This window comes from Pseudomonas sp. KUIN-1 (assembly GCF_009176725.1).
GTDB lineage: Bacteria > Pseudomonadota > Gammaproteobacteria > Pseudomonadales > Pseudomonadaceae > Aquipseudomonas > Aquipseudomonas fragariae.
In genome coordinates, this window is sequence record NZ_AP020337.1 from 1,625,049 (window position 1) to 1,640,053 (window position 15,005).

The following is a 15,005-nucleotide window of genomic DNA, read 5'->3' on the forward strand; positions in this document are numbered from 1 at the left end:
TGCGGCAGGCTTAACTAATGACCGGCCGATATTTTTGTCGTTCCATGAGAAACGCTGCCTCGAAAAACGCCTTCAACAGGCAGTGATCAAGGCGTGGTGGCAGGTCGGATCGTTGCGACGATCTGCGTTTCACCAAGAATTACGACGAGTGCTGCGTTATGCTTCGCGCCATCGCGCCGAGGCATGTCAATGTCTGGCTGAATCTGAATTGTTACGCCTTGTGATGTTCTCAGTGTTGAACCTCATGTCTGGTTTCCGGGAGTAGTGGATGAGTCAAGCAAACAGTCATGCGGAGGCCGGAGGCGCTGCCAAGCCCATCGGGCTGCTGATCGCCGCGGTAGGGGTGGTTTACGGCGACATCGGCACCAGTCCGCTGTACACCCTCAAGGAGGTGTTTCAGGGTGGTTACGGTGTGGACGTGACCCATGACGCGATTCTCGGCGTGCTGTCGCTGATCTTCTGGTCGCTGATCTGGGTGGTTTCGTTCAAGTACATGGCGTTCGTCCTGCGTGCCGATAACCAGGGTGAGGGCGGTATCATGGCGCTGATGGCCCTGGCGCGGCGCGCTTCGGCCAAGCATCCCCGGCTGCAAATGATGATGGTGATATTCGGCCTGTTCGGCGCCGCATTGTTCTACGGTGACAGCATGATCACCCCGGCGGTTTCGGTGTTGTCGGCGATGGAAGGGCTGGAGCTGGCGTTCGATGGCCTCGATCACTGGATCGTGCCCATGGCGCTGGTTGTGCTGGTGGGCCTGTTTCTGATTCAGCGTCATGGCACCGCGCGTATCGGCGTGCTGTTCGGCCCGGTGATGGTGATCTGGTTTCTGGTGCTCGGCGCGCTGGGTGTCTACGGCATCATGCAGTCGCCGGAAGTGCTGAAAGCGGTCAACCCGGCATGGGGTGTGAATTTTTTCATCATCCATCCGGGCATCGGTGTGGCCATTCTGGGGGCTGTGGTGCTTGCCCTGACAGGGGCCGAGGCGCTGTACGCCGACATGGGCCACTTCGGCCGCAAGCCGATTTCGCGTGCCTGGTTCATCCTCGTGCTGCCTGCGCTGCTGCTCAACTATTTCGGCCAGGGTGCGCTTGTGCTGGGCAACCCTGAAGCGGTTCGTAACCCGTTCTACCTGCTGGCGCCGGGTTGGGCGCTGCTGCCACTGATCGGTCTGTCGACGATGGCGACCATCATTGCCTCGCAAGCGGTGATCTCCGGTGCCTTCTCGATGACACTGCAGGCGATCCAGCTGGGCTACATTCCGCGCATGCACATCCAGCACACCTCCAGCGACGCGCAAGGCCAGATCTACATTGGTGCCGTCAACTGGGCGCTGATGGCGGGTGTCATTCTGCTGGTGATCGGCTTCGAATCGTCTGGCGCGCTGGCGTCTGCCTACGGCGTCGCGGTGACCGGAACCATGCTCTGCACCACCATTCTGGTGTCGACGGTCATGCTGATGCTCTGGAAATGGCCGCCATTGCTGGCTGTTCCGTTGCTGATCTGCCTGCTGCTGGTGGACGGTCTGTTCTTCGCGGCCAACGTGCCGAAGATCTTCCAGGGCGGGGCCTTCCCGGTACTGGCGGGCGCGGTGTTGTTTATCCTCATGACCACCTGGAAGCGCGGCAAGCAGTTGCTCGCGGAGCGAATCGACGAGGGCGGCCTGCCATTGCCGATCTTCATCGGCAGCATTCGCGTCCAGCCGCCGCACCGGGTACAGGGCACGGCAGTGTTCCTGACTGCACGTTCGGATGCCGTACCCCATGCGCTGTTGCATAACATGCTGCACAACCAGGTGTTGCACGAGCAAGTGGTGCTGTTGACCGTGGTGTATGAAGATTCGCCGCGTGTGCCGTCCGCTCAGCGCTTCGAAGTCGAATCCTATGGCGAAGGCTTCTATCGGGTGATCCTGCACTTCGGCTTTATCGATGAGCCTGACGTACCGGCTGCGCTGGCCTTGTGTCACTTGCCGGAGCTGGACTTCAGTCCGATGCGCACCACGTACTTCCTCAGCCGCGAGACCGTGATCCCGTCCAAGATGGATGGCATGGCTCGCTGGCGTGAAGCGTTGTTCGCCTTCATGCTCAAGAACGCCAACGGCAACCTGCGCTTCTTCAAGCTGCCGTTCAACCGGGTGATCGAGTTGGGTACGCAAGTGGAGATGTAAGCGTTGGCCGGGTTGTCCGGCAGCGCAGATAAAAAAATCCCGGCCACCTCACGGTGCCGGGATTTTTTTGTCGCAGACTGTGGCGTTACTGAGCGGCAGTCTTGCCCTGACGCTTGTTGATCGCGTCGATCAGACGTTTGGCCAGCGCCGGATAGTCCTCATCGAAGTGATGACCGCCTGGCAACTGAACCGCTTCGCCGACGGCGGTGGTGTCAGTGCAACCGCTGTCTTTCTTCTCTTCGACGCCGTAAACGCAGAACACCTTGGCGGCTGGCAGCTTGGCCATTTCCTGTCCGGTGGTGGCTTCCTTGCCTGCGTTGCCAAGCCAGCCGTCGACGTGAATCTCGAAGCTGCCAGTGCGCGCGAAGGCCAGCAGAATGATCGCGTCGACCCGATTCTGATCTTCTGCGGCCAGGCGATTGTAGATAGCCGGCATGACGTCCGCACCGAACGAGTAGCCCGCCAGAATGAAGCGCTTGGTGCCCCACTTCTGACGGTAGTGGTTCATCAGGTCGGTGAGGTCGACGGCGGTCTGTTCCGGCGTCTTGTGTTCCCAGTAGTAGCGCAGTACGTCGATGCCCACCACCGGGTAGCCCATCTTGGCCATGTCGCCGGCCACGACCTTGTCCAGGTCGCGCCATCCGCCGTCACCGGACATGAACAGCGTCACGGTGTCGGAGGGCTGGCTGGCCGGAACTTCGACCGTCGGTATGCCCAGTCCGCCACTGTCATTCTCGCCGAGCAACAGATGACGAAGTTCGGTATTGAGCACCTGAGGCAACGGGATGTCGTAGTCGCTGATGCTGGTGTCGGCGTTGCTCTGATCGCGCACGAAGGCTGCGCTCGGATCATCCGGCGCGTCGTTCCAGGCGGCCAGCCAGTGACCGTGCGCAGCCTTCTGCGGCAGCGGCACGTCGCAGATCTGCGGCGGCTTTTCGTCCTCTTCCACAACGGGCGGCGGATTAGACACGTGCTCGAGCGCAAAACCTACCGAAATGGCCTGCGCCTGGTCATCGGTCTGCCCGGCCAGCCAGCGCCAGGCCAGGGTTGCGCCCGGGCCTATGCCACCGACGACCTTTGCCGGGCCGTCGAGCTTCGTCAGAGCGTCCTGAAAGGTCTTCTGCTGCAGGACGCAGTCGTCCTTGGGCAACACCACCTGAATGATGCGTGCCGACGCATCCTTGCTGATCGCCAGCAATTGCTTGTCGCTCAGCATGTCTTCAGCGGTGACGGCCAGTGCGATACGGGTCTTGATGCTGGTGGCCGGCGTTACGCTGGTCAGCGGCGCGCCACCGTCAAGGTTCGAGTGTTCCAGTGATGCGGGCGGAGCGGGGCGGGTCCAGACCCAGACCCCCAGCGCTACGATTAAAAGAACAATTACCAGAGCTGCGAGCAAAAGGCGCCAGGAGCGTCGAATCATCAGCGTTTCACCAATCCAGTCAGGCCGCCCGCAATCAGGGCGGCGGTGTCAGCCAGTGCCACGAGCGGATCGAGTCCGGCAGGCACGGCCATATAACGAGGTTCCCAATCGGGCTGGAATTTGTCCTTGAAGCGACGCAGCCCCTGGAAGTTGTACAGCTGTTCGCCACGGCGGAAAATCATCGAACCCAGACGCTGGGTGATGGGTGCGCCACGTCGCGGCTGCAGGCCCGACAAAGGCACCATGCCCAGGCTGAAGCGCGCGTAGCCCTGGGCTTTGTAATGCAGAATCAGACCGACCATCATGAACTCCATGGTCAGCTTGGGTGCATCCGGGTGAGAGCGCATCAGGTCCAGGCTGGCCAGTTCCGGGCTGGTGGTTTCCAGCAGGTTGGAGAACGCGACCGGCTTGCCCTGGAAGTGCACGATGGCAATACGGAAGTACTTCAGGTACTCAGTGCTGAAACGGCCCAGCGAGAAGCCTTTTTCGCGGACATTCTTGCCCGTCAGCCAGGCGTCGGAAATCACTTTCAGCTCGTCGATCGGTGCCTGGCCCGGTTCGTAGATCTCCAGCGAAAGACCGTCGCGGCCACCCCGGTTCCAGGTGTAACGCAGGTCTTTCATCTCCTTGCCCTTGGCGTCGATGTCGAAGCGATGCAGGTCGACGCGCGCTTCTTCACCCAGCTTGATGGCCGTGAGACCGATGTCCATGTAGAACGGCAGGTTTTCTGCACGTACCTGGTAGAACACCGGGCGCGCATGGTGCACATCGCACAGGTCGCGGAACTGCCAGATCAGCTCGGCACGCTGTTGTGTGGGGCCGATCGGGTCGTAAAGTGCTACCAGACTGCGGCCGCGATGCGAGTACATCAGGAACGCATTGCCGGCCGGATGGAACAGGATCGCCTTGTCGCCGGTGAGCACCAGGCCGCCATCGGGCTGTTTGGAGGCCTTGAGGATCTCGGCCGCCTTGTCCATATCTGCGGCGTCGGGCAGCTTGATGACCGGTCTGGCAGTACGCAGTAACCAGGTCAGCGAAACCACTACCAGCAGCACGGCGCTGCCGAGCGCCGAACGCAGGCCGCGCGGGGCGTCTGCATCGAGGGTGAACTGCCACCACAACTGGTGACTGTAGGGCACGTCCTGATAGGCGAACAGCAGCAGCCAGATCGAGGCACCGACCACGCAGATGCTGGCAATCAGGTAGACCGGCGAGAACGGCAGCTCCAGCAGGCGGCTTGGACGGTAGAACGAACGGCGGAAAGTCAGCAGCAGGCAGGCGGTCAGCAGCAGCATGCTGGCTTCTTCCCAGTCGAAGCCCTTGAGTATCGACAGCACTGCACCTACCAGCAGCAGAATAGAGGTCAGCATCCAGGCAGCCGACAGCCGGCGACGCAGGCCCTGGGCGAGCAGCAGGCACAGCACACCCACCAGACTGGCTCCAAAGTGCGACGCATCGATCAGTCGATGCGGGATCATGAAGCCGACGTTTTCCAGACGGGTATCGATTTCAGGGGTGGCACCAGAGAAGAGCAGCACCACCCCCGACAAGAAAACCAGTAGTGCCAGAATCGGTGCCGCCAGCCCTGAGGCGACGCGCATGGCCTGCCGGGTCGGCAGCAGGCGCTGAGCCTCGGTGAACAGCAGGGTAAGGCAGGCCAGCAGCAGCGGCAGGATCACGTAGATCAGGCGGTACAGCAGCAGTGCAGCGGCGAGCGGGGCGGCACCCAGTTCGTTGGCAAAGGCTGCGAGCAGAATCGCCTCGAACACGCCGACGCCACCAGGCACATGGCTGAGCACGCCAGCAGCGAGCGCCAGCAGGTAGATAAGGATGAATGCACCCAGCGGCGGCGCATGCGGCAGCAGCAGGTACAGCACCATCGCGGCGGCGGCGACGTCCAGCGCGGTGATCACCAGCTGAATCAGCGTCAGCTTCAAATCCGGCAGGCGCAAGGTGCGACGACCGAGACGAACCAGAATATTGTGCGGGATGTCCTGTTCCGGCAGGCGTCGACGGTAGACGAACACCGCCAGCAGCAGGCTGCCGATCAATACCGCTGTAGCGACTACAGCCAGCACGTCGACGGGAAGCTTGAGGGCCAGTGACGCGCCTGACAGGTTGCTCAGGGTGGCTAGTGCAGCCAGCGGCGGCAGCGCACAGCCCAGTGACAGGCTGGCGAACACGGTCATGCGGGCGATTTCGATTGCGCCTACGCCATGGCGTGAATAAAGCCTGTAACGTACCGAGCCACCGGACAGCATCGACAGGCCGACCGCATTGCCGATGGCAAATGAGGTGAAGCCGCCGAGAAGCAGCGTCTTGATAGGCAGGTCGACATTGGCGTATCGACTGGCGGACAGTTCATAGCCCATCAGAATGATATAGCCGACGATTGCCGCGAGCAGCGCACCGCCCAGGGCGGGCAGGGGGACTGCGAACAGCGAGTCGTGCAGCGCATACCAGTCCATTTCGACCAGCATGTGGCGGCAGGCTATAAGGGCCAGGCTGAACAACAGCAGCATCACCGCCAGCCCGATGGGCTGTCGGTATTTGCTCAGCAGCTCCCGCCAGTTATGGCGCGGTGGGCTGACGGGTTGCTCTGCATCAATGGTTTCATTGGAATCGGACATGTTGTCGCGCATCAATCACTCCTTGGATCGTGCGCGACAGGATGGAGGTATGCAGCCAAGTTACCAATCCCTACGCAGAAAATATTTCAGGATGTTAGCGCGTCAACGTCTAACGAGCGAATGGCGAATCGAGCCGGGTGATGCTGTTCAGCTACGGTTCAGTCGTGATTCAGCTTAGTAACACCTATCGGCAGCGCACGCAAAAACTGTCGTAAATGCACGCATTACGTTACAGATGTGATGATAGGGTTTCAAAGGGCTTTGGAAATAGTCTTTTTTGTCAGACAGTTAGCCGTTGCCCGCGCTACTTTTTTACCGGAAACAAAAAAGGCCACTCTTTCGAGTAGCCTTTCTTGATGTTTGGTTGCGGGAGCCGGATTTGAACCGACGACCTTCGGGTTATGAGCCCGACGAGCTACCAGACTGCTCCATCCCGCGTCTGTGTGGCGGCATTCTACAGCCGAACGCTGAAGTGTCAACCCTTAATCCGCAAAGCATGCAAATGAATAGCAGATTGTGCACATTGTGCACGCTCTATAGCCAAGGCAGAGGGCCACGGCGGCGTGCAGGTCAGGGCTTGAGAAGAGGGCTTTTCAGGCACGCACAAAAAAGGCCACTCTTTCGAGTAGCCTTTTCTGATGTTTGGTTGCGGGAGCCGGATTTGAACCGACGACCTTCGGGTTATGAGCCCGACGAGCTACCAGACTGCTCCATCCCGCGTCTGTGTGGCGGCATTCTACAGAGAGATGACAAGGTGTCAATGGTTAGTTTTAAAAAAGTGCTTTTTCTTCAAACGCTTAGCGGATCCAAATGATCGATCTGCACGGCATCGGCGCTTGCATGACGGGGCTTTGCAGCTGTTTCGGTCATGCGTGATGGGCTTTTGACTACTTTTCGTGGCGGCCTTTCGCATCATTGGATGTTACTTGGCGGCACGAATGAGATACTGCCCGGCCATTGATTGCAAAATCCCATCAGGTCATGACGCAGCGCAAAATCATCCACATCGACTGTGACTGCTTTTATGCAGCCATTGAAATGCGTGACGAGCCCGACCTCGCCGGCAAACCGTTGGCGGTAGGCGGCTCTGCGGAGCGGCGCGGGGTGATTGCGACCTGTAATTACGAGGCGCGCGCCTATGGCGTGCGTTCGGCCATGTCGTCCCGGCATGCGCTCAAGCTCTGCCCGGACCTGACCATCGTCAAGCCGCGCATGGATGCCTATAAAGAAGCATCGCGGGAAATCCACACGATCTTTCGCGATTACACCGACCTGATAGAGCCGCTGTCTCTGGATGAGGCCTTTCTGGATGTGTCCGAGGCCGGGCACTTTTCCGGCAGCGCCACGCGCATCGCGCAGGACATCCGTCGTCGGGTCTCGAATCAATTGCACATCACCGTGTCGGCGGGCGTTGCGCCCAACAAGTTTCTCGCCAAGATCGCCAGCGACTGGAAAAAGCCCAACGGGTTGTTCGTCATTACGCCGGATCAGGTCGAGGAATTCGTCGCTTCCCTGCCAGTCACCAAGCTTCATGGCGTAGGCAAAGTCACCGCAGACAAACTCGGCCGGCTGGGTATCGTCGACTGCGCCGACCTGCGAAGCCGCAGCAAGCTCGCGCTGGTCCGGGAGTTCGGCAGCTTCGGTGAGCGCCTCTGGAGTCTGGCGCACGGCATTGATGACCGACCGGTGCAGAATGACAGCCGACGTCAGTCAGTCAGCGTTGAAAATACCTACGACACGGATCTGCCTGATCTGGCGGCCTGCCTGGAAAAGCTGCCCGACCTGCTGGAAACCTTGAGTGGCCGGATGGCCAGAATGGAAGGGCAGTACCGGCCCGGCAAGCCGTTCGTCAAGGTGAAGTTTCATGACTTTACGCAGACGACTCTGGAGCAGTCCGGAGCCGGAAGGGATCTGGGCAGTTATGAACAGTTGCTGGCTCAGGCGTTCGCCCGCGGTGGCAAGCCGGTCAGGTTGCTGGGCATAGGCGTGCGCCTGCACGACCTGCGTGCAGCCCATGAGCAACTGGAATTGTTCTCTCGACAATGACTGGCCGCGGCTAAACGCCGCGGCCTTTCATGTTGCGGGCTTTTTTACTGGCTCTGGGCAGGAACGGCGACCAGGCGGCCAGCGTCTCTGGCGAGCGACTTGAGAAATTCACCCTGCAGTTGCGGGTCGTTGCGCGTCAGTTCGATCAGGTTCTGTTCCAGCTCGCTGGCTTCTTCTTCCAGCCCCATGTCAGAAAGACGTTTGACGCGATGCACCCACTGGCTGACCTCATCATCTTCAAGGTCGTCGTAGATCAGGGCGTGCGCCTCCAGCAACTTGCCGCGTAGCGAATGGCTGATTGGCAAACTGGCGCTCGTGTGCGCGCTGTCCTGATCGTCTTCGACATTGATATAAATGCGCGTGATGCGGCTCAGGTCCTGTTCGGCAAACGGACTGTCCAGCAGGTTCAGGCGCAGGATGCCGTTGCGGTCAGTGCTCATTTCGTGAGTTTCATTGCCAGCCTTGACCATCACCGGGCGTTCATTCCAGGGCAGGGTGGAGTTCTCGATCCGCTTGTCCTTCTGAACCTCGTCGATGCTCGCCAGATTCTGCTCGGCGCGACCGTGGGACGGGGCGTTCATGAACGGGTTCAGACCTGCCACGCCATAGTGAATCCAGTCCTTGGTCATGCTTTCCGGCAGATTACCCAGCGCAAACACGTTGACCACGTTAGCCCCGACACCTGCGACAACAGCGACTGCGCCGAGCGGGATCTCGTAGACCTCCCGCCACGGTTGGTAAGGCGTATAGCGGTCATAGTGGCGGGTGACTTCAAAGTCGGTGACCTCGAACGATTTGTGCTCGTGAATCCGCACGCGGCGTTGCGGCAACTCCAGTGTCTTGGGTTCGCCGATATCGACTTGCAGGGTGTGTTCGAGCAGTTTGCGTTCGACTCGCTCCTCGTGCTCGCTGCGCTGAGAGAGCTGGTTGGCACAGCCGCCGACGAGAAATGAGCCGCACAGAACGGCGCTGCCGAGGCTTAGGGTGCTTCGTTTGAGCATGGGATCTCTGATGCGGATTGGGCGAGTGAAGAGCGGCGCACCTGCGAGCAGGTGCGCACGTTGACTCAGCGGTTCACTTTGCCCTGGATGAACGACAGCACGTCCGCGACCGCAATGGCTTGCGGTTGCGATTCGGTACGGCTCTTGTATTCCAGATTACCTTCGGCCAGGCCTCGGTCACTGACCACGATACGGTGCGGGATACCGATCAGTTCCATGTCGGCGAACTTGATGCCCGGGCTGGTCTTCTTGTCGCGGTCGTCGAGCAGTACTTCAAAACCGGCAGCCGTCAGGTCGGCGTAGAGTTTGTCCGTCGCTTCACGAACGGCGTCCGTCTCGTAGCGCAGCGGGACCAGCGCAATCTGGAACGGCGCGAGGGTGTCGTTCCAGATGATGCCGTTTTCGTCGCTGTTCTGTTCGATGGCAGCGGCAACCACTCGGGAAACACCGATGCCGTAGCAACCCATCGCCAGATTGACCGGCTTGCCGTTTTCACCCAGCACCTGGCACTTCATCGCTTCGCTGTACTTGGTGCCCAGCTGGAAGATGTGACCCACTTCGATGCCGCGCTTGATTTCCAGCGTGCCCTTGCCGTCCGGGCTTGGGTCGCCCGCAACCACGTTGCGCAGGTCGGCAACGGTCGGAACCGGCAGATCGCGCTCCCAGTTGACGCCGAAATAGTGTTTGTCGTCGATGTTGGCACCGACGCTGAAGTCGCTCATCAGCTCGACAGAGCGGTCGATGATGCACGGCAGTGGCAGGTTCAATGGGCCCAGTGAGCCCGCGCCTGCGCCGATGGCGTCGCGCAGTTCGGCTTCGGACGCCATGACCAGCGGGTTGGCGACCTGTTCCAGCTGACTGGCCTTGATTTCATTGAGCTCGTGATCGCCGCGGATGATCAGGGCGATCAGCTTGCCCTCTTCGGCAGCATGCACCACCAGCGTCTTGACGGTTTTCTCGATTGGCAGACCGAAACCTTCGACCAGTTGGGCGATGGTCTTGGTGTTCGGCGTGTCGATCAGACGCAGCTCTTCGGTCGCGGCAGGGCGCGTCTTCTCGCGAGGAATCGCCTCGGCCTTTTCGATGTTGGCTGCGTAATCGGAGCCGTCGCTGAACACGATATCGTCTTCGCCGGATTCGGCCAGTACGTGGAATTCGTGCGAGCCTGCGCCACCAATCGAGCCGTTATCCGCTTCGACCGGGCGAAACTTCAGGCCCAGTCGGGTGAAGATGTTGCTGTACGCCAGATGCATGCGGTCGTAGGTGACCTGCAGCGATTCGTGATCGGCATGGAACGAGTAGGCGTCTTTCATGACGAACTCGCGTCCACGCATCAGGCCGAAGCGTGGGCGGATCTCGTCACGGTATTTGGTCTGGATCTGGTACAGGTTGATCGGCAGCTGTTTATAGCTGTTGAGCTCATTGCGTGCCAGATCGGTGATGACTTCTTCGTGGGTCGGGCCCAGGCAGAACTCACGGTTGTGGCGGTCGACCAGACGCATCAGCTCCGGGCCATACTGCTCCCAGCGTCCGGATTCCTGCCACAGTTCTGCGGGTTGAATGCCGGGCATCAGAATTTCGAGTGCGCCTGCGGCGTCCATTTCTTCACGAACGATGGCTTCGACCTTGCGCAGTACGCGCAGGCCCATGGGCAGCCAGGTGTAGAGGCCGGAGGCCAGCTTGCGAATCATGCCGGCGCGCAGCATCAGCTGATGGCTGACCACGACCGCATCGGAAGGGGTTTCTTTCTGTGTGGCGAGCAAAAATTGACTGGTGCGCATGGTTGGCCGTTGTCGGTTGCTGAGACAGGAAATGACCTGGCATTGTACGGCGCTGTGCCGGTCGCGTACAGGGCGGGGCTGGCTTGCAGGTGGCGTTGGAGTGCTTTCTTGGGGGCATGAAAAAGCCCGGCATGTGCCGGGCTTCTTCTATTAACGAGTGCTGAGCGGTGATTACAGGATCGAGATCGGGTAATCGACGATCAGGCGGAACTCGTTGACGTCGCCATCTGCCTGGGCATCGTTACCACGGTGCCATGCCTGACGCATACGGAAGGACAGGTCTTTGGCCGGGCCAGTCTGTACAACGTATTTGGCTTCAAGGTTGGTTTCGTGGTGCTTGCCGTCAGCTCCATACATGTTGGCATAGGCACTGGACGCGTCTACTTTGGTGCCATCAATGTTGTCACCGTTGAGGTAGCGTGTCATGAAGCTCAGGCCAGGAACGCCGTAAGGCGTCATGTTCAGGTCGTAGCGCACTTGCCACGATTTCTCGCCTGGGCCGTTGAAGTCAGAGTACTGAACGGAGTTGGCCAGGAAAATAGAGTCGCCGCCACGATTGTTGTCGCCTATACCGATATAGTCGAACGGCGTATCGCCGTCGACTTTCTGGTACGCAACGGTAATGGTATGCGCTGCCAGGAACGAATAAGCCGCCGACGCCGAGTAAGTGGTGTTGTTAATCGACCCAGCTTTAGCGCTGCCTTCGTCAAGGGTGCGGTACAGGTTGACGTCGAAAGCCAGTGACTGATCATTCCCCAAAGGCAATGCATAGTTCACGTTACCGTAGTACTGATCCCAGATGTCTTCGAGTTTGGCTGCATAGAAAGCCACGCCCAAACCATCGGTCACTGCGTACTTGCCGCCAACAAAATCTGCACTGCTGGCTTTCAGGCCGTTGAAGCCGTTTGCGTAAGTTGCCCAGATGCTGCCGTCGTGACTCGTGTCATCCTGGCTTGTGCCCGAGTAGAAGTGTCCTGCTTCAAGATCAAGACCTGCAATCTCACTGCTTTGCAGGCTTAGACCGCTAGCGGTTTGAGGTAGCAGGCGTGATCCGCCAACCGCAAATACTGGACTGGTAGGCTGCATGTCGCCGATTTTCAATTCAGTCTTCGATACGCGGAATTTTACAGCGCCGCCCAGCTTGCCCTGCGTAGCCTCGTTATCACCATTGGCGTCAGTGACCAGGTTTCCAGAGCCTGAGTATTTGTCGAGACCCCAAAGCCTGAAGCCTCCATAGCCGAATGCCTCAACGCCTACACCGATGGTGCCTTGAGTGTAGCCGGTACTGAAGTTGGCCCAGATGCCTTGGGTCCAGTCTTTGTCACTGCGACCGCCTGGAGCAGGGTTGTTTTTCTTGTCACGGTTGTAATAGTAATTGCGCAACTTCAGGTCAAGCGTGCTGCCTTCCACAAAGCCCTTGGCATCAGCCTGATCGCTGACGAAAGGTGCGGCTGTTGCCATTTGGGCGCTGGCTGCCGTAACGGCCAGTGCGATTGCGCTCCACTTCATCACTCTCATCGTGATTGCTCCTTTGGTTTTTAGAAGATTTGTCTGCCGTCCCACCTGTTTTTTTATCTGGGCGGCTCTTTCTATTTTTGTCGGCGGAATCTATATCACGCTGACTTGGGTTGCTATAGCTACAGCCTTATCCTTTCAGAATCTTTACGACGCGCAGCCGAGCTAGCCTGTAGTGGCATTCTGCACCTTGTCTGATTGATCAAAGTGCGGTCCGTCACAGCGTCCCTCAGGGTCGCAAGCCTTGTTTCCCTTGATTCTGCCACCCCTGTTTTCCGCCAGGGGTGCCTTGATCATATGGGTGATAAAGCAACAAGCGTGCACAAAGTTTCCGAAAATGAAAAAATTTTGTGAAAAATCAGAATCAGGATCGCATTTTTGCTCTATCTACATGTTTTTGTTAGCCATTTTTATTTTTTAAAAATACCTGTGGCTTTTCCTCGCCAAGGATGAACGCTGCCCTGATTCCCCAAAACGTTACCGGTATCGGCTCACGTTGAGTAGAAAACGAATCCGCTTTGTTGCTGTCGCAACAGCAGTGTGTGATTTTGGTGCAGTCCTTATCGGATTCGCCTGAACCTGGAGCATTGCTCTGGTGGCGGTCATGGTGAGGCAGTGGATGTTTCATTTTCATGTACGTCAGGCAGGCAATTGTAAGGCACTGGTTCAACGTGTGGCTGTTTGCAGCGGGATCTGCCGTCATTCAGTGGCGTCAAATTGGTGCGGCGACCGTTGTGGTGGGTGCATTCTGGTGCATAGGTGAAGCCTCACGCGAAGCCTAGTATCCTGCCTGCCTATCGCAGCACCCTGCCACAGGCAGGGCAGGTGCATTTACCTGGCAGTCAGGAGCTTTTTATCGTGTTCGTTCTGGATTCCCGTCTTCAACAAGACACCCTGCCGATTGGCGACTTTCCGTTGTGCCGGTTACTGCTCTCCAACGACAGTCACTACCCATGGTTCATTCTGGTGCCGCGTCGGGCTGAGATCACTGAAGTCTTTCAGCTGAGCGCTGCAGATCAGGTGCAGTTGTGGCAGGAGACGACTGCACTGTCCAGGGTGCTGAACGAGCTCTTCGATGCGGATAAAATCAACGTTGCCGCCTTGGGGAACGTGGTGAGCCAGCTGCATATGCACGTCATCGTGCGCAAGCGTGACGATGCCGCCTGGCCTGCGCCCGTGTGGGGCAAGCAGGCTGCCATCGCTTATACTGACGAACAGTTCTCGGCAATCCGCCAGCAACTGAAGCCGGTACTGACAAATGATTTCCGATTTGAGGAGGAGCAATCATGAGCCTTGAAGAGCGAGTCATGGAGCTTGAAAGCCGTATGGCCTTTCAGGACGATACGATCCAGGCGCTCAATGACGTGCTGGTAAAGCAGCGGCGCGAGCTTGATCATCTGCAACTGCAGATGGCGGCGATGCTCAAGCGTCAGGAGGAAATGGGCAGTCAGTTCGAGACCTTCGAGGAAGATGCGCCGCCACCTCACTATTGATCGGCTGGCATAAAAAAACCGCGACTTCCGTCAGGAGGTCGCGGTTTTTTGTTGCTTGAAACAATCAGCGGCGGGGCAGGGCTGCAATGACATCTTCGGCCTGCAGGCCTTTGTCGCGGTTCATCACGGAAAATTCGACGCGTTGCCCCTCGACCAGTACGCGATGACCCTCACCGCGAATGGCACGAAAATGCACAAAAATATCGTCGCCGGAATCCCGGGAGATGAAGCCGAAGCCCTTGGAGGTGTTGAACCACTTTACGGTGCCAGTATCACGATTCCCCATGTCGTGGCTTTGCGGCGCGGACGAGGGCGTGTAAGACCTGTAAAAGCTGACGCCCAGGTGCAAGGCGACGGCTGCGATGGCGACAGCCAGGCTCACCAGAATGGCGGGTTGACCTGCGATGCCGGGTAGAGGAACAAGCAAGGTTAGCGTTTGTACGATTACCGCAATGACAAGCAGTGCACTGACCAGATTTTGCAGATTATGACGCGGGCCTCGATTCCAGTAAGGAATGACCGGAGCGAGTATCAGGTTAAGCAGCCCTAGAAAAGCCAAGCAGATCGCGTCAGGATTTTGCAGGTAGAGAGATGCCGCTTCACTACGCAGGCTAGGTATGAAAGAGAGCAACAGGGCTGCTGCTCCCGTTACCAGATGGACGATTTTCAACATTTTAAAAAGCTCACATGCAAGAAGGATTACAAGAAATAGCTGGTAACGTCCGGTACGCTTCTGAACAAGATGAGGCGTGATGCACGAACGCTGGGCCGGCCTATGTGCCAGCGCTGAATGACAACTCGTTGGCGACACGCCGTGTATTTAACAGCAAAGCCTGATCCTACTCAAATCAGCAATCGATAATGGTGCCGGTGCCTGTCCGTCCCTGGCATCACGTTGTCCTTTAGTACCTCTGCACATGCTGAAACAGAGCGCTCTGGCGGATTTTGCTGATTA

General features: G+C 58.5%; 9 protein-coding genes, 2 tRNA genes and 1 pseudogene. 4 read left to right on the forward strand and 8 right to left on the reverse strand.

What is annotated here, in order from left to right; all coding sequences use genetic code 11:
• The first annotated feature begins 268 nt into the window (after positions 1 to 268).
• Positions 269 to 2,164: a potassium transporter Kup gene (locus KUIN1_RS07780; RefSeq protein ID WP_116886399.1), complete on the forward strand. Its 1,896-nt coding sequence runs from the start codon at positions 269 to 271 to the stop codon at positions 2,162 to 2,164.
• Positions 2,165 to 2,249: 85 nt separating this feature from the next.
• Here the strand turns inward: KUIN1_RS07780 and KUIN1_RS07785 are convergent, their stop codons facing one another.
• The 4 genes and pseudogenes from KUIN1_RS07785 to KUIN1_RS07800 all read right to left on the reverse strand — a co-directional run bounded on the left by KUIN1_RS07785 (position 2,250) and on the right by KUIN1_RS07800 (position 6,934).
• Positions 2,250 to 3,584, reverse strand: a complete 1,335-nt coding sequence (locus KUIN1_RS07785; RefSeq protein WP_024639921.1) for a virulence factor family protein — start codon at positions 3,582 to 3,584, stop codon at positions 2,250 to 2,252.
• Positions 3,584 to 6,201: pseudogene (mprF, locus tag KUIN1_RS07790) on the reverse strand (bifunctional lysylphosphatidylglycerol flippase/synthetase MprF). The gene KUIN1_RS07785 and the pseudogene mprF overlap by 1 nt, the downstream one beginning before the upstream one ends.
• A gap of 374 nt (positions 6,202 to 6,575) precedes the next feature.
• Positions 6,576 to 6,652: transfer RNA gene (locus KUIN1_RS07795), tRNA-Met, on the reverse strand.
• Positions 6,653 to 6,857: 205 nt separating this feature from the next.
• Positions 6,858 to 6,934, reverse strand: a tRNA-Met gene (locus KUIN1_RS07800).
• A gap of 261 nt (positions 6,935 to 7,195) precedes the next feature.
• On the opposite strand from KUIN1_RS07800, the gene dinB reads away from it, so the two are divergent.
• Positions 7,196 to 8,260 (forward strand): DNA polymerase IV, encoded by a 1,065-nt coding sequence (gene dinB / locus KUIN1_RS07805; protein WP_004406165.1) that lies wholly within the window; start codon positions 7,196 to 7,198, stop codon positions 8,258 to 8,260.
• Positions 8,261 to 8,304: 44 nt separating this feature from the next.
• On the opposite strand, the gene KUIN1_RS07810 is transcribed toward dinB, so the two are convergent.
• The 3 genes from KUIN1_RS07810 to KUIN1_RS07820 all read right to left on the reverse strand — a co-directional run bounded on the left by KUIN1_RS07810 (position 8,305) and on the right by KUIN1_RS07820 (position 12,560).
• The gene (locus KUIN1_RS07810) at positions 8,305 to 9,261 is read right to left on the reverse strand and encodes a lipoprotein (protein ID WP_003390980.1); all 957 of its coding nucleotides are present in this window, start codon (positions 9,259 to 9,261) and stop codon (positions 8,305 to 8,307) included.
• A 65-nt stretch (positions 9,262 to 9,326) separates the two neighbouring features.
• Positions 9,327 to 11,042, reverse strand: a complete 1,716-nt coding sequence (locus KUIN1_RS07815) for a proline--tRNA ligase (protein WP_152091917.1) — start codon at positions 11,040 to 11,042, stop codon at positions 9,327 to 9,329.
• 171 nt (positions 11,043 to 11,213) lie between these two features.
• On the reverse strand, positions 11,214 to 12,560 hold the full coding sequence (locus tag KUIN1_RS07820) for an OprD family porin (protein WP_152091918.1): 1,347 nt from the start codon (positions 12,558 to 12,560) through the stop codon (positions 11,214 to 11,216).
• An 855-nt stretch (positions 12,561 to 13,415) separates the two neighbouring features.
• Between KUIN1_RS07820 and KUIN1_RS07830 the strand changes: the two genes are divergently transcribed.
• Both KUIN1_RS07830 and KUIN1_RS07835 read left to right on the forward strand, forming a co-directional pair.
• Complete coding sequence (locus KUIN1_RS07830; RefSeq protein WP_004406157.1) at positions 13,416 to 13,847, forward strand: HIT domain-containing protein; 432 nt, start codon at positions 13,416 to 13,418, stop codon at positions 13,845 to 13,847.
• Positions 13,844 to 14,050 (forward strand): SlyX family protein, encoded by a 207-nt coding sequence (locus tag KUIN1_RS07835; RefSeq protein WP_003364741.1) that lies wholly within the window; start codon positions 13,844 to 13,846, stop codon positions 14,048 to 14,050. Before KUIN1_RS07830 ends, KUIN1_RS07835 begins: the two co-directional genes overlap by 4 nt.
• A gap of 64 nt (positions 14,051 to 14,114) precedes the next feature.
• On the opposite strand, the gene KUIN1_RS28250 is transcribed toward KUIN1_RS07835, so the two are convergent.
• Positions 14,115 to 14,723 carry a cold-shock protein gene (locus KUIN1_RS28250; RefSeq protein WP_004406145.1) on the reverse strand — a complete coding sequence of 203 codons (609 nt, stop codon included), beginning with the start codon at positions 14,721 to 14,723 and terminating at the stop codon, positions 14,115 to 14,117.
• Positions 14,724 to 15,005: the final 282 nt, after the last annotated feature.

Excerpts from the sequence above, each read along its gene's own strand:
- KUIN1_RS07780 (WP_116886399.1), top strand. The coding sequence starts at position 269 with ATGAGTCAAGCAAACAGTCATGCGGAGGCCGGAGGCGCTGCCAAGCCC.
- KUIN1_RS07785 (WP_024639921.1), bottom strand. The coding sequence starts at position 3,584 with ATGATTCGACGCTCCTGGCGCCTTTTGCTCGCAGCTCTGGTAATTGTT.
- dinB (WP_004406165.1), top strand. The coding sequence starts at position 7,196 with ATGACGCAGCGCAAAATCATCCACATCGACTGTGACTGCTTTTATGCA.
- KUIN1_RS07810 (WP_003390980.1), bottom strand. The coding sequence starts at position 9,261 with ATGCTCAAACGAAGCACCCTAAGCCTCGGCAGCGCCGTTCTGTGCGGC.
- KUIN1_RS07815 (WP_152091917.1), bottom strand. The coding sequence starts at position 11,042 with ATGCGCACCAGTCAATTTTTGCTCGCCACACAGAAAGAAACCCCTTCC.
- KUIN1_RS07820 (WP_152091918.1), bottom strand. The coding sequence starts at position 12,560 with ATGAGAGTGATGAAGTGGAGCGCAATCGCACTGGCCGTTACGGCAGCC.
- KUIN1_RS07835 (WP_003364741.1), top strand. The coding sequence starts at position 13,844 with ATGAGCCTTGAAGAGCGAGTCATGGAGCTTGAAAGCCGTATGGCCTTT.
- KUIN1_RS28250 (WP_004406145.1), bottom strand. The coding sequence starts at position 14,723 with ATGTTGAAAATCGTCCATCTGGTAACGGGAGCAGCAGCCCTGTTGCTC.